The organism is Streptomyces sp. NBC_00726 (genome assembly GCF_045161735.1).
Taxonomy (GTDB): domain Bacteria; phylum Actinomycetota; class Actinomycetes; order Streptomycetales; family Streptomycetaceae; genus Streptomyces.
The window spans coordinates 2,720,461-2,744,429 of record NZ_CP108983.1; the positions used below are offsets into that span (position 1 = coordinate 2,720,461).

Consider the following 23,969-nt stretch of genomic DNA (forward strand, 5'->3'; position numbering starts at 1 on the left):
CCCGTCCCTTCCCGGACGCGTGGTCTCGGCCGGCTCTCCTGCTCGGGTCTCATGGGCCGGAAGACGCGCTCCGGGGTCCGCGCGTTGCCCCCGGGACGCTAACACGCGGTCTCGCACGCTGCCCCGGAATAAGCCCCTGCGCTGCGCAGGGGCTTATTCCGGGGGTGACCGGTCAGCCGATGCGGGTCAGCTTCTGGCCGAAGGTCGGGTCGGTCAGGTCCTGCTTGAGCGCGACGGGCGCGCTGACCTTGCCGGTGCCGGTGCCGACGGTCACCACGCCCACCTCGGTGCCCGCCTTCATACCGCGCGAGATCGCCTTGCCGTTGCCCTCGACGGAGAGGTCCACCTTGAGACCCGGCCAGCCCTTCGCCTTCAGGTCGGCGGTGGCGACCAGCGGCGTACGGCCGCCGAATCCGTCGTCCACATAGCCGACGACGTCTCCCTTGTGAACCACCTTGGCGGAGGTCACCGCCTTCTGGGCGCCCTCGATCAGCTTGAGGCTGTTGTCGATCGCCATCACCAGGCTGTCGTACGGCTGGCCGGTGCCGGCCTGCTGGCCCATGACCGCGCCGTATATCCACAGCTTCTTGCCGTCCACCACGGTGTTGGCGGACCAGACCAGATTGCCGCCGGCCGGCGTGGACGAACCGGTCTTGATGCCGCTCACCCCGGGCTTCAGCAGAAGGGTGTTGTTGTTGTAGATCATCGTGTCGATGCCGTCGATCTTGATCTGCGGGGTGTCCACGATCTCGCGGAACACCTCGTTCTGCATGACGGCGTGCGCCAGCTTGAGCTGGTCGGCGGCGGTGGAGACGGTCGTCTTCTTCAGACCGCTCGGGTCCGTGTACGTGGTGTCCGTCATGCCGAGCTTCTTCGCCTCGTCGTTCATCTTCTCGACGAAGGCGGCCTCGGAGGAGGAGTCCCAGCGCGCGAACAGCCGGGCCGCGTTGTTGCCCGACGGGATCATCAGCAGTTGCAGCATCTGCTTCTCGGTGAACTGCTGCCCCTCGCTGATCGGCGCCGTGGACTCGTCCTCGGCCTTGGACTCGTCCTCGGCCTGCTGGTCCACGGTGATCTTCTCCCCTTCATCCTTCCCGGTGAGCGGGTGACCCTGAAGGATGACGTACGCCGTCATGATCTTGGCGACGCTGGCGATCGGCGCGGGCTTCCGGGTCCCGGACGAGCCGAGCGAGCCGACACCGTCCACGGCGACCGCGGACTGCCCCTGCGACGGCCAGTCGAGCTTCAGCTCGCCGCCGCCGAAGGTGTACGTGTCCTGCGCGGTCATCTTCAGCGCCGGGTCCGGGAGCGGGCGCACCATCTGTACGATCGCAAACACAAGGAGCAGCAGGAGGACCAGCGGGGTCCAGATCTTGACCCTGCGCACCGCGTTGCGGACCGGGGTCTCCGGTGGCGGCGGGGTGTTCGTCAGCTCGGCGAGCAGGTCGAGCGGCGGCTTCGGCGGCATCGGCTGCTGCCGGGTCCGCTCGGCCCCGCTGAGGGCCGCGGGCGGCCCGGCGACGGGGCTCTCCGGCGCGCGCGGCGCGGGCGCCTGGCGTACGTCGTCGGAGCGCAGCGGTACGAACCGGCTGGTGCGGTCGGTGAGCGATGCCGCCTCGGCGGCGAGCGGCTGCCCCGACGCGGACCTGGTGATCTTCAGCGCGGTGGTCGGCTGATCGACCTTCGGCAGCCGGGGGGCCTTGAAGACGGCGGTGGGCTGATCAACGGGCGCGGGCGCCTCGGCGGCGGGCGCCTTCCGGTCCGGGGTGCCGCCGTCGTCGGGCGTCTTCTCCGCCTGGGCGGCGGGCTCGGGCTTCTCCTCGTCCGGGCCGCCCTCGTCGTCGGCCGGCTTCTCCGCCTCGGCGGCGGGTTCGGGCTTCTCCTCCGCCTCCGCGGCGGGCTGGGCCTCCGGCTTCGCGTCCGGCTCGGCGGCCGGGGCCGCCTCCTCGCGGGAAGCGGTTACGCGGGGCTCCTCCGAGGCGTCGGCCTCGCCGGTGTCCTCGGTGCCGTCATCGGCCGTCGAGACCCAGGCGGCGACGGCCGCCCGGAGGCGCGCGTCGCCCTCCCCGGCCTCCGGCTCACCGCCCTCCGCGTCCTCAGCGGTCCCGGGGGCGTCCGAAGCCGCCTCCGGCTCCTCAGCGGTCCCCAGAGCGCTCTCAGCGCCCTCGGAGGCCGTACCGGCGCCCTCGCCGGGGCCTTCCGCCGCGCTCGCACCGCTCCCGGCGGCCTCCGGGGCCGCCCCCGCGTCCGCGTCCGGCGCATCGCCGGGCTCCCCGGCGGCGTCCCGGGACGCCGGCGCGTCCTCCGGATCGGCCGAGCCGGACCCCGTAACGGCGGAGCCGGAAACCTCATCGGCGGAGCCGGACCCCGTACCGGCGGAGCCGGGCCCCGGTTCAGGCTCGCGGAAGACGTCGAGACGCGGATCGCGTTCCTTGCGAGTCGTTCCCGACGACTGCTGCTGCTCCGACTTGTCGGGGGACTCGCCCGCCACCGATGCCTCCTCCATGCGGCGCGGGGAACCGCCCGCGCTGTCCGAACCATCTACCAGTGTCCCGTGTGAACCCTTGGCCGGGCTGCTAGACGAGAACGACATACCTACTGGTTCCAGTACAAAGCCACCAGGCACCCTCGACAGGAAGATGTGAGAGGGGTCACCCTGTCATTCATCCACGCGGGGAGGCATGGATGGGCAGGAGCCGCAGAACAATTCCGGAGGAGCTTCTGCTGCTCGCTCTGGACCCGACCACGGGTACCACAGCGCAGCCGCAGTCGCTCGACCTCGGCCTCGCCGGAGCTCAGCTAGTGGAGCTGGCCCTGGCAGGACGGATAGCCCCAGACGGGGATCGTATCGCCGTGGTGATGCCACGGCCGACAGGAGATCCGACCCTGGACTCCGCACTGGAACTGCTGCGCAGGCGCGGCAGCCCGGTACGGGCGGTCCACTGGATCGGCGGACCCCGGCTGGGGCTCCGCCAGATTTACCTCGCTCATCTGGAGCGCTGCGGCATGGTGCATGCCGTCGAGGGCCAGATGTGCGGAGTGCTGCCGACGACTCGCTACCAGGCGACGGACACGGCGATCAGCCGGGACATCAGGGCCAGGCTGGACAGTGCGATCCGCACCGGCGTACCGCCGGACCCGCGGACCGCGGCGCTCGCCGCACTGGCCCACGCGGTCGGACTCGGCAAGCACCTGTATCCCGGGAACGAGGGGCGTTCATCGCGCTCCCGGCTCCGGGACCTGATCAGGCACGACCCGATGGGCGGCCTCGTGGCACATGCCGTGATGGACGTACAGAACGGGGCGGTCGCACAGCCGCGCCGCGCTCAGGCGGCCGGCGTCCCGTTGCAACCGCAAGTGCCGCCGCCGTCACGGCGCGGCAGCATGGCGCACACCGCGGCCCACTAGGTACGCGTCCGCACCACGCACGTCAACAACCGAACACCGCCGAACCGTCGTCGTCCAGACCCGGTCCGGGAGCCGCACCGAGGCGCGGGGCAGTCGATATCACCGGCTGCCCCGCGCCGCTGTGTGTGGCCGTTTCCCAGCGCGGCCGGGCCCGAGGGTGGCAATCTGCTCAGCAGTAGATACGCACAGCTACATAGCCGGAGGTGCCGTTTCCGTGCCGTCCAACGTCAATCCCACCGTCAGGCGACGCCGGTTGGGTCAGGAATTGCGCCGACTGCGCGAAGTCAAAGGGATGACCGCCGAGGAGGTGGCGGAGCGGCTGCTGGTCTCGCAGTCGAAGATCAGCCGCCTGGAGAACGGCCGCCGTTCCATCAGCCAGCGCGACGTCCGCGATCTCTGCGGGGTGTACGAGGTCGAGGACCGCCGCATGGTCGACTCGCTGATGCAGATGGCCAAGGACTCCCGCCAGCAAGGCTGGTGGCACGCGTTCGGTGACATCCCGTACAGCGTGTACATCGGTCTGGAGACCGACGCCGCGTCCCTGCGGGTGTACGAGTCGCTGATCGTCCCGGGCCTGTTGCAGACGCGGGAGTACGCGCAGGCCGCGATCGAGGGGATGTGGCCGGAGGCCACGCCCGCCGAGATCGACAAGCGCATCCAGATCCGCCTCAAGCGCCAGGACCGGCTGACCGATCCGGTCGAACCGCTGCGGTTCTGGGCCGTGATCGACGAGGCCGTGCTGCGCCGCGTCGTGGGCGACCCGCAGATCATGGCGGACCAGTTGAGGCACCTGGCGGAGCTGAGCCAGCTGCCCCACGTGACGCTCCAGGTCCTGCCGTACACCGTCGGGGCGCACCCGGGGATGTACGGGAGCTACACGATCCTCGAATTCCAGGAGGACATGGACGCGAGCGTCGTCTATCTCGAAGGGATCACCAGCGACCTGTATCTGGAAAAGGCGCCGGACGTGCAGAGTTATGCCGTGATGTACGAACATCTGCGCGCGAAGGCGCTCAGCGCGGAGCAGTCCCGGGCGTACATCCTCCAGGCAGCGGAGAACTGCGGAGCGTGACGATTTCCGTGTCCGCCACGGGCGCTCCCGGGGCGGCGCGGAAGGTACACCTCCGCCAGGTTGTGCCGGAAGTCAGCCGAGGCGTAATTCATCCGAACGAGTGAACACCACTCACGGCCGATGATGTTGCGGCGTAGCGTCCTCACCAGTCGCTGGGCGCAGCGGCTGGGCGCACCGCCCAACGACCGGCACAACCATCGGAGTCATTATGGTGATTCGGCAGAACACGCAGAACACACTGACTGAGTGGACCAAGTCCTCCTATTCCGCGAATGGGAACTGTGTGGAGGTCAAGGCGGCGGAGGGTCACGCGCTGCTGGTCCGCGACTCGAAGAGCGTGAGCAGCGGGGTGCTCGACTTCTCCGCGAAGACCTGGTCGGCGTTCGTCCTGGACGTCTCGCAGACCACCGTCTGAGACCGCGCGACCCCGGCCGCGCGTTCGCGCCGCGGCCCGCACCAGGCCCTCTCGACCGGCCCGCCGTCCTGGCCGAGAGGGCTTTCGCCGTTTCCGGACCGGATTCCCGGGCTTCTCCGGCTTCTCTGGCTTCTCCGGCAGTTCCCCTCCTCACCCGACCGCACGGGACCCGCATCCCGTGCGGTCTTCTTCGTGCTTTCCTGCGCTCACAGCCTGGCGAAGCGCCCGCTCATCGTGCGGCCACCGTCATGTGCGCAACAACGCTCCCGTGGGTCAAGAACGAGTAAAATCGTTCCTCTTGCTGATCTGTGTTCACATCTATGACCGGAAGAGTCCTTGACCGGGGCACCGCACAGGCGGTTCAATCCCCGAAGTCCCCGCTCCCGCACGGGGCGCCGCTGAGCGGCCGTACTGGCGAAGTGCGCATCCCGTTCACAAGGCGGACCCCGGGAGGGGACATATGAACAGTCTCGACTGGGTCGTGCTCATCGGCTACTTCGGCGTGATGATCGCGATCGGGCTCTGGTCCCACAAGCGTGTCGACAACGTCAGCGACTTCTTCACGGCGGGCGGCCGGATGCCCTGGTGGCTGTCCGGCATCTCGCACCACATGTCGGGGTACAGCGCCGTGATGTTCACGGGCTACGCCGGCATCGCGTACCAGTACGGCGTCACGTCCTTCGTGACCTGGTCGCTGCCGATCGCGATCGGTATCGGCATCGGTGCGAAGCTGTTCGCGCCCCGGCTCAACCGGCTGCGCTCACGGCTGTACGTGGCGTCCCCGCTGGAATACCTCAAGAACCGCTACAACGTGCCCACCCAGCAGGCGCTCGCCTGGTCCGGGCTGTTGCTGAAGATCGTGGACGTGGGCGCCAAGTGGGCGGCCATCGCGACCCTGTTGTCCGTGTTCACCGGGATCACCCTCACCCAGGGCATCTTCATCACCGGCATCATCACGGCCGTCTACTGCACGGTCGGCGGCCTGTGGGCCGACGCGCTCACCGAACTGGGCCAGTTCGTCATCCAGTTGCTGGCCGGGCTCGCGATGCTCGTCACCGCGATGCACGAGCTGGACGGCTTCAGCACCCTGTGGACGGTCTGGGACAAGCTGCCCGAGGGCCACGCGGACCCGACGGCCGGACCGTACACCGTGACGTTCCTGCTGGCGTACCTGTTCATCAAGACCTTCGAGTACAACGGCGGCATGTGGAATCAGGCCCAGCGCTACATGGCCACCGACTCCGCCGCATCCGCGACCCGTTCGGCGCGGCTCTCCGCCATCCTGTGGCTGGTGTGGCCGACGGTCCTGTTCTTCCCGATGTGGTGCGCCCCGCTGCTGGTGCACGCCGAGAAGCCGGACGCCTCCGACAGCTATGCGCTGATGACCGAACAGCTGCTGCCGCACGGGCTGCTGGGCCTGGTCGTCGTCGGGTTCTTCTCGCACACGATGGCCATGTGCTCCTCCGACGCCAACGCGATCTCCGCCGTCTTCACCCGGGACATCGCCCCGGTCTTCTCCAAAGCCGCCCGCGAGTGGAGCGGCCGGGCCGGACTGCTGGCCGCGCGGCTGTCCACGCTGGGCTTCCTCGCGCTGTCCATGGCGCTGGCGACGCAGATCAACTCGCCGACGTTCAAGGACATCATCTCCGTCGTCATCAAGTGGGTCGCCGGGCTGATGGGCCCGATCGCGATCCCGTTCATGCTGGGGCTGCTGCGCCGCTTCCGTAAGTCGGGGCCGACGGCGGCGCTCGTCAGCTGGGCGGCGGGGCTGCTGGCGTTCTACTTCACCAACTACGACCTGGACGGCTCGGTGAAGGAAGGGGTCGCGCTCCAGTACCAGGTGGCGCTGCCGCTGGCGGTCTCGCTGGTGCTGTACGTGGTGATCGGCCTCGTACGCCCGGAGGACACCCCGGAACGCGATGCGCTGATCGAGCGGATCAACACGGACGGCGACGGGCCCGGACTGCCCGCCCAGGCCGGCCCGGCCCAGGCCGCCGCCGAGGGCGCGCCCACGGATCAGCGCGGGTAGCGGGCCAGCCAGCCCGGGGCCGCGGTGGCCGGGCTGTGCAGGGCAGGCCCCTGGGTCATCTCCATGGCGAAGTCGTCGGCGATTTCGAGGAGGGTGGCCCGCCCCTCCAGCCCGGCCAGCCGGTCCGGGGGCAGCGCGGTCTCCCCGTGCATCGCGCCCAGCAGCGCCCCGCACAGCGCCCCGGTCGCGGCGCCCGGGCCCCCGTGGTCCACCGCGAGCCGCAGCCCGTGCCGCACGTCCTCCCCGACGAGCGCGCAGTACACCGCGACCGCCAGCACCTCGTCGGCGGAGTCCGTGACGCCCAGGGACTCGATGAGCGCCGGCCCCGGAACGCCCTGGCGCACGGCACCGAGGGCCCGGCTCAGCGCCTCGCTGACGGGTTCGTGGCCCGGCCGGTCCGCGAGCAGCCCCAGCGCGTGCCGCACGGAGCCGTCCAGGGTCTCGCCGCGCGCCAGCCCGTGCACGACGACCGCGAACGCGCCGGTGGCGAGCAGCGCGACGGGGTGCCCGTGGGTGTGCGCCGCGCACTCCACGGCGAGCTGGAACACCAACTGCGGCTCCCAGCCCACGAGCAGCCCGAACGGCGCGGACCGCGTGACGGCGGCGGCGTCCCGCGCGGCCGGGTGCTTGGGCCGGTCCAGGGTCCCCATGATGTCGTCGCCGAGGCCGTTCAGACATTCCCGGGTGGGTTCGCGGCGCTCGTAAAGCCATTCCTGCCCGGCGAGCCAGCCGTTGTCCTCGCGCCGCTCGTCGGGCCCCCAGTCGCGCTGTGTCGCCGCCCAGCGCAGATGGGCGCGGTGCACGTCGGTGGGCGGGTGCCAGGCGCCGGTGTCGCGGCGGACCTGGGCGCGGATCAGCCCGTCGACGGTGAACAGGGTGAGCTGGGTGGCGGCGGTGACCGTCCCGGACGCGCCCCGCGCCCCGAGCGCGTCCCCGATGGCCCCGCCGAGGAGCGTGCCACGTACCCGGCTGCGGAAGTCCTGCTGCTCGGCCCGCCCCCAGACGGCCACGATCCCTGTACTCACCGCGCCACTCCCGTATGCCGTGTCTTCGATCCCCTGTGCGACTGTGCGGTAACTGCGCAGCACTGTAATCGAACGGGTGCGGGCCGCTGAGGGACAGAGCGTTTTGTACGGCTCCGAGGCGCGAGGAATCCCGCTGCGGCGCACGGACCCCGGGGCGATGATCGCCGCGCCCGGCTAACGCTCTCTCGTGTAGTCGACGCCGTATTCGGTGATCCGGGCCGGGCGCTTTCTCCGGCGGGCGAGGAGGACCGCTCCGAGGGCCACCGCGGCGGCCGCGACCGTTCCGGTGACGATCCGGACGGCTGTGTTCCCGGGGCCCTGACCGGCGTCCTCCACCGGTATCGGGGTGGCATCCGGAAACGACCGTCCCGACGGGTTCGCGGACGGGGTGGGGGCGGACGGGGACGGGGACACGGACGGGGTGGTGGCCTCGTGGGCCGCGATGAGGGGGTTCACGTCGGCCGGGCCCGGGTCACCGGGGTCTTCGAGGACGGCGAGGCGGGGGCGGACCGTGCCGTAGCCGAGGTAGCGGCTGGGGACGGTGCCCGTGCTGGGGCGGGCCGCCGTGTTCATCAGGACCCGCAGCACCTGGTTGCCGGTCCAGTCGGGGTGCAGGGACCAGATGAGCGCGGCGGACGCGGAGGCGATGGCGGCGGCCTGGCCGGTGCCCTGGCCGCGGCAGTAGCCCGGCTTGCCCTCCAGGCAGCGGATCGGGATGTCGGCGCCCGGAGCGGCCAGAGCCACCTGGGGCCCGTACGCGGAGAACTTCGTCACCGTGCCGGTCTTGTCGACGGCGCCCACGCCCACGACGCCGGGGATCGCGGCGGGGTAGGTGACGTCGTTTCCGTCCTCGGCCGTGTCGCCGGTGTCCGTCAGGAGCAGCTTTCCGCGCCCGATGGCGTAGTCCACGGCCTCCTTGAGCGAGTCCCGCTCGTCGTCGTCGATGTAGGTGGGGAAGGACACCCTTATGTCGATGATCCGGGCTTCGCTGTCGGCGGCGTACCGAAGGGCGTCGACCAGCGCGTCGACGCGCCTGAAGCCCGCCTCCTTGGTCGTGCCCCAGACGGTCAGCGGAAGAATCCGCGCGTCGGGGGCGAGGCCCTTCACGCCCTGGCCGTTCGCTCCGTTGCCCGCGATCAGCATGGCCATCGCGGTGCCGTGCCCGTTCGCGTCCTTGTCCGCGCCGCGCTCGGGCTCCATGAAGTTCTTGCCCTTGAGCACCTTCCCCGTCAGTTCCGGGACGGTCGGGATCACTCCGGTGTCGAGCAGGGCGACGGTGATCCCCTTGCCGGTGCTGAGCTTCCACATCGCCGGGGCCCGCATCCGGTCCAGATACCACTCGCGCTCGCGCATGGTCTCCGCCGTCGCGGCCGGGGCGACGGCGCCGCCGAGGAGGAGCAGGGCCCCCAGCGCCGCCACGACCGCCGGCACCCGTCCCCGCCGTCCCGCTATGCCCACGCCCCTCACTCCCCCAGCACCGGCAGCAGCTCCGGCAGCTGCCCGTCCGAAGCGCCCGCCGCCGCCACGCGTTCCGCCGGGACCTCCCCGTAGAGCGTCGTACGCGGCTTCGCCGGGCGGCCGGCGAGTTCCGCGATGGCCTCCAGGTCGCGGACCGAGCGGTAGGAACCATAACTCGACCCGGCCATACGGGAGATGGTCTCCTCCATCAGCGTGCCGCCCAGGTCGTTCGCGCCGGAGCGGAGCATTTCCGCGGCGCCCTCCGTGCCGAGCTTGACCCAGCTGGTCTGGATGTTGGTGATGTGGGGGTGCAGGAGGAGGCGGGCCATCGCGGTGACGGCCCTGTTGTCGCGGTCGGTGGGGCCGGGGCGGGCGATTCCGGCGAGGTAGACCGGGGCGTTGGTGTGGATGAAGGGCAGCGTCACGAACTCCGTGAAGCCGCCGGTCTCCCGCTGGAGCGCGGCCAGGGTGCGCAGGTGGCCCAGCCAGTGGCGGGGCTGGTCGACATGGCCGTACATCATGGTCGAGGAGGAGCGCAGGCCCACCTCGTGGGCGGTCCTGATGACCTCCAGCCAGGTCGCCGTGGGCAGCTTGCCCTTGGTGAGGACCCAGCGGACCTCGTCGTCCAGGATCTCGGCGGCGGTGCCCGGGATCGAGCCGAGCCCGGCCTCCTTCGCGGCGGTCAGCCAGTCCCGGATGGACATCCCCGTACGGGTCGCCCCGTTGACGACCTCCATCGGCGAGAACGCGTGGACGTGGATGCCGGGGACGCGTTCCTTCACGGCCCGGGCGATGTCGAAGTAGGCCGTGCCGGGCAGGTCCGGGTGGATGCCGCCCTGCATGCAGACCTCGACCGCGCCCACGTCCCACGCCTGCGCGGCCCGGTCCGCGACCTGGCCGAGCGAGAGGGTGTACGCGTCGGCGTCGGTGCGGCGCTGGGCGAAGGCGCAGAAGCGGCAGCCGGTGTAGCAGACGTTGGTGAAGTTGATGTTGCGCGTGACGATGTACGTGACGTCGTCGCCGACCACGTCCCGCCGCAGCGCGTCCGCGATCCGGCACAGCTCGTCCAGGGCCGGGCCGTCCGCGTGCAGCAGGGCGAGCGCCTGGTCGTCGGTGAGCTTCGTCGGGTCGTCGGCGGCCCGGCTCAGCGCCGCGCGCACGTCCCCGTCGATCCGGGAGGGCACCAGCCCGGGCGCCGCCGCCTCGCGCAGCGCCTCCCAGTCCCCGTACACCACGTCGAAGTCGTCGCGGCGGTCGCCGGTGCGGCCCTCCGTGTCGATGGTGCGGTGCAGGTCGGTGCGGCCGGAGGCGTTGAACCCCTCGTCCGGCTCCTGCCAGGGCAGCCCCTCGGGCATCGCGCCCTCCCGGGCGAGCCCGGTCTCCGGGTCGGCCAGAGCCCGGACGTGCGGCAGCAGGCGCGGGTCCAGCCAGGGTTCGCCGCGCTGGATGAACTCCGGGTAGATGGTGAGGCGTTCACGCAGCTGGAAGCCCGACTCGGCGGTGCGGGCGGCGAGTTCGTCGATGTGCGGCCACGGGCGCTCGGGGTTCACATGGTCGGGGGTCAGCGGAGACACCCCGCCCCAGTCGTCGATGCCCGCGCCGATGAGGAGCGCGTACTCCGCGTCGGCCAGATTCGGCGGGGCCTGGATGCGGGCGGACGGACCGAGGAGGTGCCGGGCGACGGCGATCGCGGCAGCCAGCTCCTCCAGCTCGGCGTCCGGCATCCCGCGCATCGCGGTGTCCGGCTTGGCCCGGAAGTTCTGGACGATGACCTCCTGGATGCCGTGATAGGCCCGGGCGGTCCGGCGCAGCTCGAAGAGGGAGTCCGCGCGCTCCTCGTACGACTCGCCGATGCCGATCAGGATGCCCGTGGTGAACGGCACGTTGGACCGGCCCGCGTCCTCCAACACCCGCAGCCGCACGGCCGGTTCCTTGTCCGGGGAGCCGTAATGCGGGCCGCCGGGCTCGGACCACAGGCGGGTCGCGGTCGTCTCCAGCATCATGCCCATGGACGGCGCGACGGGCTTCAGCCGCTGAAGGTCCGTCCAGCTCATCACCCCCGGGTTGAGGTGCGGCAGCAAGCCCGTCTCCTCAAGGACCCGGATCGCCATGGCACGTACGTACGCGAGCGTGTCGTCGTACCCCTCCGCCGCCAGCCACTCGCGCGCCTCCGGCCAGCGGTCCTCCGGCCGGTCCCCGAGCGTGAACAGCGCCTCCTTGCAGCCCGTCGCGGCCCCCTCGCGGGCGATGGCCAGCACCTCGTCGGGCGACAGGAACATGCCGTGCCCGGCCCGGCGGAGCTTCCCCGGCACGGTGACGAACGTGCAGTAGTGGCACTTGTCGCGGCACAGCCGGGTCAGCGGGATGAACACCTTGCGGGAGTACGTGATCACCCCCGGCCGCCCCGCCGCCGCGAGGCCCGCGTCCCGCACCCGGGCGGCCGAGGCCGCGAGATCCGTCAGGTCGTCGCCGCGCGCTTGAAGCAGCACGGCGGCCTCCGCCCGGTCGAGTGCCACTCCGTCCCGCGCCCGCTTGAGCGCGCGCCGCGTCGAGTTGGTGGTGGGGGGTCCGCTCTGGGCATCGGTCATGCCTCCGAGCATACGAGCGGGTAGCCGGCGCCCCCGTTACGCGTAGTACTCCAGGATCAGCGGCAGATCCTGCGTCCAATGCCGCAGGCGGGACCGGTTGCGGGCGGCCAGCGTCCAGGTGTGCACGGCCCCCGCGCGCAGCCGCACGGTGACCACGAGCAGCTTGGGCCCCCGCACCGCGTATTCGATCCGCCCGATCTCGGCCCACCCGAATTGCAGCTCAAGGCCGTTGTCCGCCTGGAACTCGATCCCGAGTGCGTCGATCACCAGCGAGCTGTCGGTGCCCACCCCGACGAACCCGATGTCGGTGACGGGCTCGGCGGGCGCCTGCCGCCACGCCCCGCCCGCGGCCGGCCCCTGCGCGTAGGGGTTGTTGGGGATCGCGGCGGCGGGCGGATAGGGCGAGGGGGTGTACGGGGACGGGCCGTAGGGGGAGGCGGCGACCGGGGGGTACGGGGACGGGGAGTTCGGCGGGTAGGCGGGGGGCGCGGGCTGAAGGGGGTGCTGCGCCGGCGTCGCATCGGCCGGACGGCCGGGCTGCCGCGCCGGCACCGGCATGGTCGGCACGTACGCCGGGCCCCCCGGCGCGAACAGGTCCAGCAGCGCCTCCGGCGCGGGCCGCTCGCCCGGCTCCTTCGCCAGGCAGGCCGCCACCACGTCCCGTACCCCTGCCGGCACCGCGCCCAGGTCGGGCGCCTCGTGCACCGAGCGGTACATCATCCCCATGGGCGTCCCGGCGCCGAACGCGCTGCCGCCCGCCGCCGCGACGAGCACGGCGCCGAGGGCGAAGACGTCGGCGGGGGCGCCGACTTCGAGGCCCTGGGCCTGTTCGGGGGCGAGGAAGCCGGGCGTGCCGAAGGCCATTCCGGTCGCGGTGAGCCGGGTCGATTCCAGGGCCCGGGCGATGCCGAAGTCGAGGACGCGGGGGCCGTCCGCCGCCATGATGATGTTGCCCGGCTTGAGGTCGCGGTGGACGAGCCCGCAGCGGTGGATGGCGGCCAGCGCCTCGGCGAGCGCGGCGCCCAGCTGCCGTAGCCGTGCCTCGCCCATCGGGCCCTCCGCCTCCACGAGGGCGGAGAGCGTGGGGCCGGGGATGTAGGCCGTCGCCAGCCAGGGCGCGGCCGCGTCGGGGTCCGCGTCGACCACCGGCGCCGTGTGGAAGCCGCCGACGCTCCGGGCCGCCTCGACCTCGGCCCGGAACCGCTCGCGGAAGTGCGCGTCGGTGGCGAGCTCGGACCGTGCGACCTTCACGGCGACGGCGCGCCCGCCCCGGGACCGCGCCAGATAGACGACGCCCATGCCACCGGCGCCGAGCTCCCGCTCCACGGCGTATCCGCCGATCTTCTCGGGCAGCTCCGCCCCGTCCGTTCCGTACGCCATCCGCTCGGCGCTCCCCCCGGTGATCCGGCGGCCCAGTATGCCGTGTGCCTGCCAATACACGGCACGGCGGGCGGGGTGGGGCGGGATGAGAGGGGTGCCGGGGTGTTCACCGGCCGGCCAGGAAAGGACTGCCACCTCCGGCCACTCTCAACGTATAGCGCAAGGGGGGCCTTGCCGCAAGGCCCCCCTCGTCCCGCACAATCGCTGATCTGAACCAGCCACCTGCGGCATTTGGGAGTTTTGCGCAGTGCCCGAACCGATGCACGCCACGAGCGCCTTCGCGCTGACCGGCGACCGCGCCGAGGCCAAGGCGGACCCGGACCTGATCGCCGGGGACGAGCGCCACTTCGCGGCGATCGCACGCTGCCTGGAGGAGACCGTAGCCGAACTGGCCGCCGCCCTCGACGCCGCCCGCCGCGCCCCTGGCGGGCTGGGCCGGCAGGGCCTGGACCGGGACGCCGAGATCCACCGGCTGACCGCCCGGCTGCGCACCCTGCGCCGCTTCGGCCTGGACCTGTGCCTCGGCCACATGGCCGGTGCGGACGGCTCCGAGCCGGTGTACGTGGGACGGCTCGGTCTCACGGACCGCGACGGCCGCCGGCTGCTGACGGACTGGCGCTCCCCGGCCGCCGAGCCGTTCTTCGGGGCGACGCACGGCAATCCGATGGGCCTGGCGAGCCGCCGCCGCTACCGGTGGACGGGCGGCCGGGTCGGCGACTACTGGGACGAGGTGTTCGCCCCGGACGCCTTCGCCGGACACGCCGCGCTGGACGACCAGTCGGCGTTCATCGCGAGCCTGGGCACCAACAGGTCGGCCCGGATGCGGGACGTGCTGGGCACCATCCAGGCGGACCAGGACGCGATCGTCCGGGCCGGTTCGCGCGGCGCGCTGGTCGTGGACGGCGGCCCGGGCACCGGCAAGACGGTCGTGGCCCTGCACCGCGCCGCGTACCTGCTGTACGCGGACCCGCGGCTCGGGCACCGGCGCGGCGGCGTCCTCTTCGTCGGCCCGCACCAGCCGTATCTGGGGTACGTCGCCGATGTGCTGCCGGGCCTCGGCGAGGACGGGGTGCGTACGTGCACGCTGCGCGACCTCGTCCCGGAGGGCGCGGCGGCCGGGCCCGAGGCCGATCCGGAGGCCGCCCGGCTGAAGGCGTCGGCGGAGCTGGTGCGGGCGGTCGAGGCGGCCGTGGCGTTCTACGAGGAGCCGCCGTCCGAGGGCCTGACCGTGACGACGCCCTGGGCGGACGTCCGGCTGACCGCCGCCGAGTGGGCCGTGGCCTTCGAGTCGGCGCCGGGCGTCCCGCACAACGAGGCGCGCGACGCGGTCCTGGAGGAGATCCTGACGATCCTGGCCGACAAGCACGCGGACCGGCAGGACGAGGAGGTCCCGGAGCACCTGGTCCGCCGGGCGCTGTCGCGCGACCGCGAGCTGCTGGCGGCCTTCGACCGGGCGTGGCCCCTGCTGGACGCGGCGGACCTGGTCGGCGACCTGTGGTCCGTACCGGCGTATCTGCGGACGTGCGCGCCCTGGCTCACGCGGGAGGAGGCGGCCCGGCTCCAGCGGTCCGAGCCCCGGGCCTGGACGGTGTCCGACCTGCCGGTCCTGGACGCGGCCCGGCTGCGGCTCGGGGACCCGGACGCGGCGCGCCGCAGGCGCCGTGACGAGGCGACGGCCGCCGCCGAGCGGGCCCGCCGGGCCGAGGCGATCGACAGCCTCCTGGAGAACGCGGAGATCGACGAGAGCCAGGGCGCGGTGGGGATGCTGCGCGGCCGGGACCTCCAGGACACGCTGCTCGACCCGGACGCGCTGTCCGCCGCCGAACCGGACGCGTTGGCGGGCCCGTTCGCCCATGTGGTGGTGGACGAGGCGCAGGAGCTGACCGACGCGGAGTGGCAGATGCTGATCCAGCGCTGCCCCTCGCGCAGCTTCACAATCGTCGGGGACCGCGCGCAGGCCCGGAACGGCTTCCTGGAGTCGTGGCGGGACCGCCTGGAACGGGTCGGCCTGGACCGGATCACGCTCTCCGCGCTGACCGTCAACTACCGCACCCCGGAGGAGATCATGGCCGCCGCCGAGCCGGTGATCCGGGCCGCCCTGCCGAACGCCAACGTCCCGGTCTCCATCCGCAGCAGCGGCATCCCGGTGCGCCGGGGCCCGCTCACGGACCTCCCCACGGTCCTCGACACCTGGCTGACCACCCACCCCGAGGGCACGGCGTGCGTCATCGGCGCCCCCTCGTCCTTCCGCCCGCCGTCGCCCCGCGTCCGCGCCCTGACCCCGGCCCTGTCGAAGGGCCTGGAGTTCGACCTCGTGGTCCTGGTCGATCCGGAGCACTTCGGGTCGGGGGCCGGCGGGGCGGTGGACCGGTATGTGGCGATGACCCGGGCCACGCGGGAGCTGGTGGTGCTGGCGGGGGTGTGAGGGGGCGCGCTCCGGCGCCTCGGTGTTCACCCTTGGACTCGGCCACTCTCCGCATCCGGCCGATACTTGCATTCATGAGAGTATCTTGAATGCAAGTATCAGGGCGCATGCCATGGAGGTGGACTGCCGTGAACGGATTCATCGGACGCCGCACCGAACTCAGCCTTCTGGAAGACCTGCTGCGTCCCGTCAAGGACGGCGGGCGCAGCGGGCGTCCGGGGCGGGCCGTTCTGATCCGCGGGCGCCGCCGGGTGGGGAAGTCGCGCCTGGTGGAGGAGTTCCTGGAGCAGGCGGGCCTGCCGCATGTGTTCTTCACAGCTGTCGGTGGCTCCCGCGAGGAGGACCTGGCAGGTTTCGCCGCCGAGGTGGCCGCTTCCCCGCTTCCTGACGTGGCGCGGTTCAGCGATTTCGCCGCCCCTCTCACCTGGGACGCCGCACTGACCATGCTCGCCTCCGCGCTGCCCACCGACTCGCCCAGCGTGGTGGTCCTCGATGAGATGCCCTACCTCGTGCGCGAGGACCCGAGCTTCGAGGGAGCGCTCCAGAAGGCGTTCGACCGGACGCTGTCGAAACTGCCCGTGCTGCTCGTCCTCATCGGCTCCGACATCGCGATGATGGAACAGCTCAACACCTACGGACGGCCCTTCTACCAGCGTGGGACCGAAATGGTCGTACCGCCGTTGAATCCCGCCGAAGTCGCCTCGATGCTCGATCTGCCGCCTGCCGACGCCTTCGACGCCTATCTGGTGTCCGGCGGCCTCCCGCTCATCCTGGAGGAGTGGCCACAGGGCGCCGGGCTGTGGGAGTACCTCGAACTGGCCCTGCGCAGACCGACGTCCGCCCTGCTGGTCAGCGGCGAGCGGTCGCTGGCGGCCGAGTTCCCCGTCGAGGCGCAGGCGCGCACCGTCCTGGGCGCCATCGGTCACGGCGAGCGCACCTTCACCCTGATCGGCAGAGCCGCCGGGGCCCTCAACCCGAGCTCGGTGTCCCGCTCGCTTGAGCTTCTCTCCTCTCGCGGCATGGTCGCCGCAGAGCTCCCGCTCTCCACCAAACCCAGCCGGGAGACCCGCTATCGCATCGACGACCCTTACCTGCGCTTCTGGCTCTCCTTCATCGGCCCGGGCATCCCCGCGATCGAACGCGGCCGGGGCGACCGCGTCCTCGACACCATCCGCACCAACTGGACGTCCTGGCGGGGCAGGGCCATCGAGCCCGTCATCCGCGAAGCGCTGTGGCGCATCGGCTCCGACGGCGGGCAGCTGCCCGCCGGCACCGATGCCATCGGCGGCTACTGGACCCGCACCAACGACCCGGAGATCGACATCGTCGGCGCCGACCGCGCCCCCATCGCCAAGAAGGTCACCCTCGTGGGTTCGGTCAAGTGGCTGGAGAAGAAGCCGTTCGACAACCGCGACCTCGCCCGCCTCGTCACCCACCGCTCCCAGCTGCCGGGCGCCGACGACACCACCCCCTTGCTCGCCGTCACCCGCAGCGGCTGCACCGCCGACGTCCCCGCGCTCACGCCCGTGGACCTCCACGACGCCTGGACCTAGGTCCCCGGAGTCACCCGCGCCCACACCGTCTTGCCGACGATCCGCTCCGCGACGCCCCACTCCGCCGCCAGCGCCTCGACCAGGCGCAGCCCGTGCCCGCCCTCGGCGGCCGGTCCGCCCGTGCGCAGCTCCGGGCGTCGCTCGCCCCGTGCGTCCGAGACCTCGACGCGGATGCCGTCCGCCTCGGGGAGCATCCGCAGCTCGAAGTCCCGGCCGGTGACGTGCCCGTGCAGCACCGCGTTGGCGGCCAGCTCGGCCACGACGACCGCCACGTCGTCGGACAACTGACTCCCGTACGCCACGCCCCAGTCGTGGAGTTGCTGCACGGCGAGCCGTCGGGCGAGGCGGGCGCCGCGCCGGGTGGCGCTGAGGCGCTGGACGAAGTCGTTACCCACAAGGGTGATTTCGGCGTTCATGCAACCCAGCGTGTCCGTCTCCTCCTACGCTGACCAGGAGTGACCACACGACTCCACAAAGCTGTACGGGCCTGCCCGACCGGCTGTACGGGGCGTCGGCCGTGACCGGACGAGCGAAGGCGGTACGGGGCAGATGACGAACACGCAACGTGAGGAACGGCCGGAGCGCCCGGCCGAATCGGACGGCACCGCGCACCTGTTCAGGGCGCTGGGCCGCCAGCTGAAGTTCCTGCGCGAACGCGCGGGGATGAGCCAGAAGGAGCTTGCGTCGCTGGTCCATTGCGGCGAGGACCTGGTCTCCGCGATCGAACGGGGCGTTCGCACCCCACAGGTGGAGTTCCTGGCCCTGGCGGACCGGGCGTTGAATACGGGGGGATTCCTGTCGGCAGCGGCGGAGGAGGTGCGGGAGGCGCTGGCGCGGGCGCGGACACGGCACCCGGGGTGGTTCCGGGACTATGCGCGCATGGAAGCGGAGGCTGTAGCCCTCCACGACTACAGCAACCAGGCAGTTCCCGGGCTGCTCCAGACCGAGGGGTACGCGCGAGCGCTGTTCGCACGGCGGCGCCCGTTGCTGGACGAGGAGACGATCGAGAAGCGCGTTACCGACCGCATGGCGCGCCAGCACATCTTCGAACAGTGGCCCCTGCCAACGTTCAGCTTCGTGCTCGAAGAGGTCGTACTGCAGCGGCCGATCGGCGGCCCCACCGTCCACACCGACCAGCTGAAGAAGCTCCTGGACATTGGCCGCATGCGCAACGTGGAACTCCAGGTGCTGCCCACCGCGACCGAGGAACACCCGAACCTGGACGGGGCGTTCATCCTGCTGACACCCAAGGGCCGCAAGGAAGTTGCGTACACCGAAGTGCAGGGGCACGCACGCCTCATCACCGACCCTGACGAAGTCCGCGTGGTGAGCGAACGCCATGGGATCATGCGGGCGCAGGCACTCACCCCGAGGGAGTCCCTGACCTTGATCGAAAAAATGTGGAGAGACCGATGAGCACTGAGCAACTGCACTGGTTCAAGAGCAGCTACAGCGGCGGCGAGGGCGGCGCATGCATCGAGGTCGCCTACGACTGGCGCAAGTCCAGCTACAGCGGCGGCGAAGGCGGCAACTGCATTGAGGTCGCGACCTGCGCGTCCGCGATCCACGTCCGCGACTCGAAGAACGCCCCCGGCCCCCACTTCGACGTCGCCCCCACGGCCTGGTCCACGTTCGTCACGTACGCACGGCAGGGCTGAAAAGCCGGACGGCGAGCCCCACCCGGGCGCTCGCCGTCCGCCCGGCGCCTCGGGCTGGCACACTTCGCGCATGAGCGACGGCCAGCAGGAACACATCGCTCCGGAGGAGGCCCGGGCTCTCACCGACTACCGGGCCCGCCCGGCCCCTCAGCCGCCCGGCGTCTCGTCCACCTTGAAGTCCATGTTGACCTTGCCGCCGACAACCGACTTCGCGGTGACCGTCACTCCGTACTGCGTACCGCCGTCGGCCAGTTGGCAGCGGATCGTGGCGCCGGCCTTCGCGGGCAGGTCCTCGGGGCAGGAGAAGGCGTCGGGCTGCTTGCCGACCTGGGCGGCGAGGGCGGCCTTGCCCTGGCGGGCGACCTCGGCCCTGGGCACGGAGCCGGAGGCGCCGTCGGCGCCCGCCGCGTCGGACGGCTGGGCGGAGTCGCTGGGCTGGGGGTCGGCCGAGGCACCGCTGCCGGCACCGGCGGACTCGTCCACCTTGTAGTCCATGTTCACGTCGTCGCCGTCGACGGACCGCACGGTGACGGTCATGCCGAGCTTCTTGCCGCCGTCGGTGAGGGTGCAGCGGACGGACTCGCCGACCTTGGCCTTCAGGTCGTCCTCGCAGGTCACGTCCTCGGGGGCGCGACCGACCTCCTTCTTCAGCCCGGCGGACGCCTGCTTGGCGACCTCGTCCTTCTTGACGACCTTGTCGCCGCCGATGCTGAACGAACAGCCCGACGCGAAGAGCATGACGAGCGTCCCGGCCGCCGCTCCGGCCACCATCCGACTCCGTACGGACTGCTTCATGGGGTCCCCCAAGCCTCGATGTACACGGCAACAATCGGCCGCCAAGCTACCACCGGGGTCCGAACACCCGCCCGAGCCGACCAGCCCCCGGACGATCAGCCCGCGTCGGAGCCGCTGACGTCATCCACGCCCCGGGGCCGGGTGGCGCCCACCCCTCAGGCGTACGACCAACGCCACGCGTTCCCGCTGTAGGCGCACTTGATGCGCGTCCCCGACGCGTTCGTGGTCACGGCCCCGTGGTCGCTGTTCCGGCAGAACTGCCCGGCGCTGTAGCAGTTCCCGGCGTTGGAACGGATGGAGCAGGTGCTCGTGGTCCTGGTGCCCCCGCTGGACGACCCGCCGCCGGACCCGGAGGAGGCGGCCTTGGTGACCGTCGTCGTGACGGTCGGCCCGGGCACCTTCACGGTCTTCGTCTCGGTCACCGTGGGCGCCGGCTCGGGCTTCGCGGTCTCGGTCGCCGTGGCCGTGACGGTCACGGTGACCGTGGGCGCGGGCTTGACGCTCGCCGCCGCGTCGCCGCCCTTCCCGGAATCCGAACAGCCAACCGCCCCAAAGGCGATCAGGGCTATCCCACCGACCCACATCTGCGTGCGCCGGCTCAGCACCTTGGGCATGGAGTCCCCCATATGTCTCGTCGAGTGGGGTGACCGTATTCCTTTCAACAAGATGTGGGGAACTTGCGAAGAACTAGTGATCACATCGTGATCAACGCTCGACCGTCCGGGCCGCGAGTACGTCTGCGTAGCGCGCAGACCGTAAGGCCGGCGCAGACCCCGTCCGTACGATGAACTCACCAACGGGACGGGGGAAACAGCATGCGGTGGGATCGCAGAAGTACCACCGGAATCGCGCTCGTCGTGAGCGGGCTGGTCGTCGGGGCGGTGGGCGTCGGCATCATCGCCGTCGGAACGGGGGCCTTCGGGGTGGCGACGGAGACCTTCGGCGCGATCGACTGCGACTCCGTCTCCGTCAAGGGCGGAACCGTATGGCACTGCCGCGGCGAGACCCCGGCCCAGTCCGCCGCCAACGAGGCCGCCCGCCGCAAGGCGGAACTGGACGGACTGCGCGGGGTGGACGACCTGAGCGGTCCGACACGGCCACAGCGCACGGAGCTGATGTTCGTCCACCACGACGGCCACCACGACCCAGCCCGGGTGACGGCCTCGCACTCCCCCATCGGCAACCGCTGGATCGCCCACTCGGGCAGCGTCGTGGCCACGGGCGTGAGCGGGGTGATCATCGGCGGCGCGGGGGTCGGCTGGGGGGTGTACCGGGGGCGGACGCGGCGGGGATGAACCGAGCCCCCGGCTAGGCCCCCCTCACCCCAGCCCGCGCGCGCCCCGCTCCGCCTCCGTCAGGGCCCTCATCAGCTTCTCCGGGTCCACCACGTACTCGCCGTCCTCCAGCGCGTCGTAGTCCGCCGTGCTCAACGGCAGCCCCAGCGCGGCCAGTTCGGCGGCCAGCTGCCCGAATGCCACGCGCTCGTCCGGCTCGTCCTGATACGCGGACTGCTCGAAGGCGACGGCCTCCGTCAGGGTGGACCCGGTCATCGGCCAGAGCGTGAACTCCGTGTCCAGCTCGACCGGCCGCCAGCCCGGCTCATCCGGATGCGCCCAGTACCCGACCCAACCCTTACCTCCCTTGGCGACGAGCTTCACGTACTCCACCATCCGCGCGGCCCCCGCGTTGACGGCCTGCATCTCCGGGTCCGCCAGCTCCTCGGCGCTCAGATATCCGGTGTCGAGAAACGGATGCAGCTCCCCCGGCTCGAAGAATTCGAGCCCGAGCAGATCGGCGAAGTCCTCCCGCCCTTCCCACTCCGCCACCAACAACACCCGCAGATCATCCGGCACCGCCCGCCCGTCCAGCCGCTCCCGGCCAAACGCGACGAGCCGTTCTTCGTAGGTGGTGTCCACGGGCTCTCCAAGGTCGAAGCCAGATCCTCGTGTCAACGTAACAGCGGGGTCGGACACTCCAAGGAACCGGCCGAGCCCGCCCCCGCCTCAGGCGTGCGCCCGCAGACCTTGCGTGCCGGCTGACAGGAGGCGGTGCCGCCAGCGAAGCTCCGGGTGTCCGTCGATCCAGTAGGTGTGGGCCTCCCGCGTGACGCGGAGCCGCACCTCCGTGATGCCGGGGCAGTCCGCGTCCCACCATGTGGCGAGGGCGTGCTCGACCGCGTCCCACAGGGCCACGGGACCACCCTGGCGCACCGTCCAGGTGCCCTCGCGCTCGGTGAACGAGGCAAAGGACTCCCGGTCGGGGTCGAAGAGGTACAGCAGCCGGTCGCCCTCCGGTGTCGTGGCACGGGTGAAGCGCGCGCCCGGCGCGGCGAGTTGGGCCAGGAAGGCCGGCATCCACTTTTCGAGCAGCAGCGGGGACACCTCGGTCTCGCGCTCGCTGTCGGGGTAGGCCGTCCGGGCGGACAGGTCTCCGTCGACGGGTACCTCCGCCTGGGAACGGGCCTGCATGAACGAGCTGCGGCCGATGATCCCGCCTTCGGCGGTACCGTCGCCGGCGACCACGACCTTCGCCAGCCCCGTCCCGTAGTGCCATGCCCCGCCGACCGTCGCGAGGACGATGCCGCCCGGCTTGGTCTGCCTGATCCAGGTGTACGGAATGCGCCGCACCGCGCAGGTGGCGATGACGCGATCGTACGGGGCGCGGCGCGGGTGGCCGAGGAGTCCGTCACCGGTGACGGTCCAGGTCGAGTACCCGGCAGACTCCAGGGCGGCGTCGGCGCGGGCCGCGACGTCCGGGTCCACCTCCACGGTGGTGACGTTGTCCTCCCCGAGGCGGAAACACATGAGGGCGGACGAGTACCCGGTCCCCGTACCGATCTCCAGCACCTGATGTCCGTCCTCCACCTCCAGCTTCTCCAGCATGTCCACCACGGTGAACGGGGTGGTGGACGAGGAGGTCGGGGAGCCGGACACGAGGCCGCAGGCCCGGTCGGCGGTGAGGTGCCCGTCCAGCTGGGTGGTCAGGGACTCGTCGCGGCAGGCGATCCGCGCCCACTCCGCCGGGTCGCAGCCCACCGACGTCACGGGGAGCCATCGGGCGCCCTCCACCGGCAGGAACACACCGGGTTCCAGGAACAGTTCGCGTGGCACGGCCTCCACAGCCGCCCGCCAGCGCGGGCTGAAGAGGACACCGGCCTTCGCCAGCCGGGCAGCGAGGGCGCGGCGCTCATCGGCGGTGTCGGTCATGGGTGACTCCTTGCCTCAGCAGTTCAGCGAATGCGACGGACATCGCGAGCCCGGTGGGTTCCTCCAGCCAGCCCCACTGTCCGTTGGGGTTCAGCTCCAGCCACCAGGGATCGCCGGCCTTGTCCACGGCGATGTCGAAGCTCCCCGAGACCAGTCCGAAGTGATCCAGGCAGGTGAGGAGCGCCTTCTCCAGACGGTCGGGCAGGTCCACCACCCGGTAGGACAGGGCGGAGTAGTCCTTGCGCCAGTCCAGCATCCCGGAGTCGATCCGTACGGCGAACACCGCACGTCCCACGATCAGGACGCGGAGGTCGGCCACCTTGTCCACCACTGCCTGGAACAGGTGCGGCGCCACGACCACACTCTCGTCGATCTCCGTTTCCGTCACCAGGTCGGCCCACCCGGTGACGGAAACGCTGTCCCGCCTGTAGGGCGTCCACCGGAGCGTTTTGAAGAGCACCTGTTCGTGGCCCCTGATGAAGGCCCTCGCCTCGTCCGGATCGTTCGTGATCAGGGTCGGGGGCACTCTGAGCCCGAGGCGCTGGGCGATGCCGAGCTGGGCGGGCTTGTAGTCGGCCGCCGCGTTGCGCAGCGGGTGATTGACCCAGAGCGGCCCGTCGAGCGCGTACAGGGTTCCGCCGAGCCCGTAGCGGACCTGGGCGGCAGCGAACCGCGCGTCGTCGTCGGCCAGCCGCTCGAAGGAGGGCCACACCGGGCGGCGCCAGTACACCGACCGGACCTGGGCCAGGTCGACGGTCCGCGACGGGGTACGAAGCTCCCCGGCCACCGGGGCCGGGGAGCTTCCGAACCGCGCGGAGACCGTCAGGTCCGCCCCTATGTCGCTGGGGTTGAACCTGGTCACCGGCACGTCTCGCCGGTTCAGCTCGGTGATCACCATGTCGGCGGTGAGATCGTCCGTCTCGGTGACCACGAGCACCGGCCTCTCGTCGGTCACCC

20 protein-coding genes are annotated in these 23,969 nt (G+C 71.5%); 9 read left to right on the top strand and 11 right to left on the bottom strand.

All coding sequences use genetic code 11. From position 1 onward, the window contains the following. Positions 1 to 172 precede the first annotated feature (172 nt). Positions 173 to 2,491, bottom strand: coding sequence for a D-alanyl-D-alanine carboxypeptidase (locus OG338_RS12010; protein ID WP_405940393.1), 2,319 nt, complete (start codon positions 2,489 to 2,491; stop codon positions 173 to 175). A gap of 194 nt (positions 2,492 to 2,685) precedes the next feature. Here OG338_RS12010 and OG338_RS12015 point away from each other — a divergent pair, with 194 nt between their 5' ends. The 4 genes from OG338_RS12015 (at position 2,686) to OG338_RS12030 (ending at position 6,924) form a co-directional block, all read left to right on the top strand. Beyond that, positions 2,686 to 3,408: a GPP34 family phosphoprotein gene (locus OG338_RS12015; RefSeq protein ID WP_405937327.1), complete on the top strand. Its 723-nt coding sequence runs from the start codon at positions 2,686 to 2,688 to the stop codon at positions 3,406 to 3,408. 214 nt (positions 3,409 to 3,622) lie between these two features. Beyond that, positions 3,623 to 4,480 (top strand): helix-turn-helix domain-containing protein, encoded by an 858-nt coding sequence (locus OG338_RS12020; RefSeq protein ID WP_405937328.1) that lies wholly within the window; start codon positions 3,623 to 3,625, stop codon positions 4,478 to 4,480. Positions 4,481 to 4,688: 208 nt separating this feature from the next. Then, a complete protein-coding gene (locus OG338_RS12025; RefSeq protein WP_405937329.1) occupies positions 4,689 to 4,895 on the top strand; it encodes a DUF397 domain-containing protein in 207 nt (68 codons plus the stop codon). Between the two features lie 460 nt (positions 4,896 to 5,355). Next, entirely contained in the window at positions 5,356 to 6,924 is a 1,569-nt protein-coding gene (locus tag OG338_RS12030; RefSeq protein WP_405937330.1) for a sodium:solute symporter family protein, read from the top strand. Here OG338_RS12030 and OG338_RS12035 read toward each other — a convergent pair. The 4 genes from OG338_RS12035 to OG338_RS12050 all read right to left on the bottom strand — a co-directional run bounded on the left by OG338_RS12035 (position 6,912) and on the right by OG338_RS12050 (position 13,375). Beyond that, the gene (locus OG338_RS12035; protein ID WP_405937331.1) at positions 6,912 to 7,949 is read right to left on the bottom strand and encodes an ADP-ribosylglycohydrolase family protein; all 1,038 of its coding nucleotides are present in this window, start codon (positions 7,947 to 7,949) and stop codon (positions 6,912 to 6,914) included. The genes OG338_RS12030 and OG338_RS12035 overlap by 13 nt on opposite strands. 174 nt (positions 7,950 to 8,123) lie before the next feature. Continuing rightward, positions 8,124 to 9,407, bottom strand: coding sequence for a S8 family serine peptidase (locus OG338_RS12040; RefSeq protein WP_405937332.1), 1,284 nt, complete (start codon positions 9,405 to 9,407; stop codon positions 8,124 to 8,126). A gap of 5 nt (positions 9,408 to 9,412) precedes the next feature. Next, entirely contained in the window at positions 9,413 to 11,995 is a 2,583-nt protein-coding gene (locus tag OG338_RS12045) for a bifunctional FO biosynthesis protein CofGH (protein WP_405937333.1), read from the bottom strand. A 36-nt stretch (positions 11,996 to 12,031) separates the two neighbouring features. Next, on the bottom strand, positions 12,032 to 13,375 hold the full coding sequence (locus OG338_RS12050; protein WP_405937334.1) for a protein kinase domain-containing protein: 1,344 nt from the start codon (positions 13,373 to 13,375) through the stop codon (positions 12,032 to 12,034). Between the two features lie 259 nt (positions 13,376 to 13,634). Between OG338_RS12050 and helR the strand changes: the two genes are divergently transcribed. Beyond that, complete coding sequence (gene helR / locus OG338_RS12055; protein WP_405940394.1) at positions 13,635 to 15,800, top strand: RNA polymerase recycling motor ATPase HelR; 2,166 nt, start codon at positions 13,635 to 13,637, stop codon at positions 15,798 to 15,800. A gap of 128 nt (positions 15,801 to 15,928) precedes the next feature. Next, the gene (locus tag OG338_RS12060; protein WP_405937335.1) at positions 15,929 to 17,353 is read left to right on the top strand and encodes an ATP-binding protein; all 1,425 of its coding nucleotides are present in this window, start codon (positions 15,929 to 15,931) and stop codon (positions 17,351 to 17,353) included. On the opposite strand, the gene OG338_RS12065 is transcribed toward OG338_RS12060, so the two are convergent. Further along, positions 17,350 to 17,769, bottom strand: a complete 420-nt coding sequence (locus OG338_RS12065) for an ATP-binding protein (RefSeq protein WP_405937336.1) — start codon at positions 17,767 to 17,769, stop codon at positions 17,350 to 17,352. The genes OG338_RS12060 and OG338_RS12065 overlap by 4 nt on opposite strands. Before the next feature lie 133 nt (positions 17,770 to 17,902). Between OG338_RS12065 and OG338_RS12070 the strand changes: the two genes are divergently transcribed. Next, a complete protein-coding gene (locus tag OG338_RS12070) occupies positions 17,903 to 18,769 on the top strand; it encodes a Scr1 family TA system antitoxin-like transcriptional regulator (RefSeq protein WP_405937337.1) in 867 nt (288 codons plus the stop codon). Continuing rightward, positions 18,766 to 19,011, top strand: coding sequence for a DUF397 domain-containing protein (locus tag OG338_RS12075; RefSeq protein ID WP_405937338.1), 246 nt, complete (start codon positions 18,766 to 18,768; stop codon positions 19,009 to 19,011). The genes OG338_RS12070 and OG338_RS12075 overlap by 4 nt, the downstream gene beginning before the upstream one ends. Before the next feature lie 147 nt (positions 19,012 to 19,158). Here OG338_RS12075 and OG338_RS12080 read toward each other — a convergent pair whose 3' ends face one another. Next, positions 19,159 to 19,782: a DUF4333 domain-containing protein gene (locus OG338_RS12080; protein WP_405940395.1), complete on the bottom strand. Its 624-nt coding sequence runs from the start codon at positions 19,780 to 19,782 to the stop codon at positions 19,159 to 19,161. A gap of 179 nt (positions 19,783 to 19,961) precedes the next feature. After that, positions 19,962 to 20,420, bottom strand: a complete 459-nt coding sequence (locus OG338_RS12085; protein ID WP_405937339.1) for a hypothetical protein — start codon at positions 20,418 to 20,420, stop codon at positions 19,962 to 19,964. A gap of 201 nt (positions 20,421 to 20,621) precedes the next feature. Between OG338_RS12085 and OG338_RS12090 the strand changes: the two genes are divergently transcribed. Next, a complete protein-coding gene (locus tag OG338_RS12090; RefSeq protein ID WP_405937340.1) occupies positions 20,622 to 21,101 on the top strand; it encodes a hypothetical protein in 480 nt (159 codons plus the stop codon). A gap of 24 nt (positions 21,102 to 21,125) precedes the next feature. On the opposite strand, the gene OG338_RS12095 is transcribed toward OG338_RS12090, so the two are convergent. The 3 genes from OG338_RS12095 to tgmB form a co-directional block, all read right to left on the bottom strand. Then, the gene (locus tag OG338_RS12095) at positions 21,126 to 21,722 is read right to left on the bottom strand and encodes a hypothetical protein (RefSeq protein WP_405937341.1); all 597 of its coding nucleotides are present in this window, start codon (positions 21,720 to 21,722) and stop codon (positions 21,126 to 21,128) included. Between the two features lie 87 nt (positions 21,723 to 21,809). After that, positions 21,810 to 23,012, bottom strand: a complete 1,203-nt coding sequence (gene tgmC, locus OG338_RS12100; protein ID WP_405937342.1) for an ATP-grasp peptide maturase system methyltransferase — start codon at positions 23,010 to 23,012, stop codon at positions 21,810 to 21,812. After that, positions 22,993 to 23,967, bottom strand: coding sequence for an ATP-grasp ribosomal peptide maturase (gene tgmB / locus OG338_RS12105; protein WP_405937343.1), 975 nt, complete (start codon positions 23,965 to 23,967; stop codon positions 22,993 to 22,995). Before tgmB ends, tgmC begins: the two co-directional genes overlap by 20 nt. Positions 23,968 to 23,969: the final 2 nt, after the last annotated feature.

Excerpts from the sequence above, each read along its gene's own strand:
- OG338_RS12015 (WP_405937327.1), top strand. The coding sequence starts at position 2,686 with ATGGGCAGGAGCCGCAGAACAATTCCGGAGGAGCTTCTGCTGCTCGCT.
- OG338_RS12025 (WP_405937329.1), top strand. The coding sequence starts at position 4,689 with ATGGTGATTCGGCAGAACACGCAGAACACACTGACTGAGTGGACCAAG.
- OG338_RS12030 (WP_405937330.1), top strand. The coding sequence starts at position 5,356 with ATGAACAGTCTCGACTGGGTCGTGCTCATCGGCTACTTCGGCGTGATG.
- OG338_RS12045 (WP_405937333.1), bottom strand. The coding sequence starts at position 11,995 with ATGACCGATGCCCAGAGCGGACCCCCCACCACCAACTCGACGCGGCGC.
- OG338_RS12050 (WP_405937334.1), bottom strand. The coding sequence starts at position 13,375 with ATGGCGTACGGAACGGACGGGGCGGAGCTGCCCGAGAAGATCGGCGGA.
- helR (WP_405940394.1), top strand. The coding sequence starts at position 13,635 with ATGCACGCCACGAGCGCCTTCGCGCTGACCGGCGACCGCGCCGAGGCC.
- OG338_RS12065 (WP_405937336.1), bottom strand. The coding sequence starts at position 17,769 with ATGAACGCCGAAATCACCCTTGTGGGTAACGACTTCGTCCAGCGCCTC.
- OG338_RS12070 (WP_405937337.1), top strand. The coding sequence starts at position 17,903 with ATGACGAACACGCAACGTGAGGAACGGCCGGAGCGCCCGGCCGAATCG.
- OG338_RS12075 (WP_405937338.1), top strand. The coding sequence starts at position 18,766 with ATGAGCACTGAGCAACTGCACTGGTTCAAGAGCAGCTACAGCGGCGGC.
- OG338_RS12080 (WP_405940395.1), bottom strand. The coding sequence starts at position 19,782 with ATGGTGGCCGGAGCGGCGGCCGGGACGCTCGTCATGCTCTTCGCGTCG.
- OG338_RS12085 (WP_405937339.1), bottom strand. The coding sequence starts at position 20,420 with ATGCCCAAGGTGCTGAGCCGGCGCACGCAGATGTGGGTCGGTGGGATA.
- OG338_RS12090 (WP_405937340.1), top strand. The coding sequence starts at position 20,622 with ATGCGGTGGGATCGCAGAAGTACCACCGGAATCGCGCTCGTCGTGAGC.
- tgmC (WP_405937342.1), bottom strand. The coding sequence starts at position 23,012 with ATGACCGACACCGCCGATGAGCGCCGCGCCCTCGCTGCCCGGCTGGCG.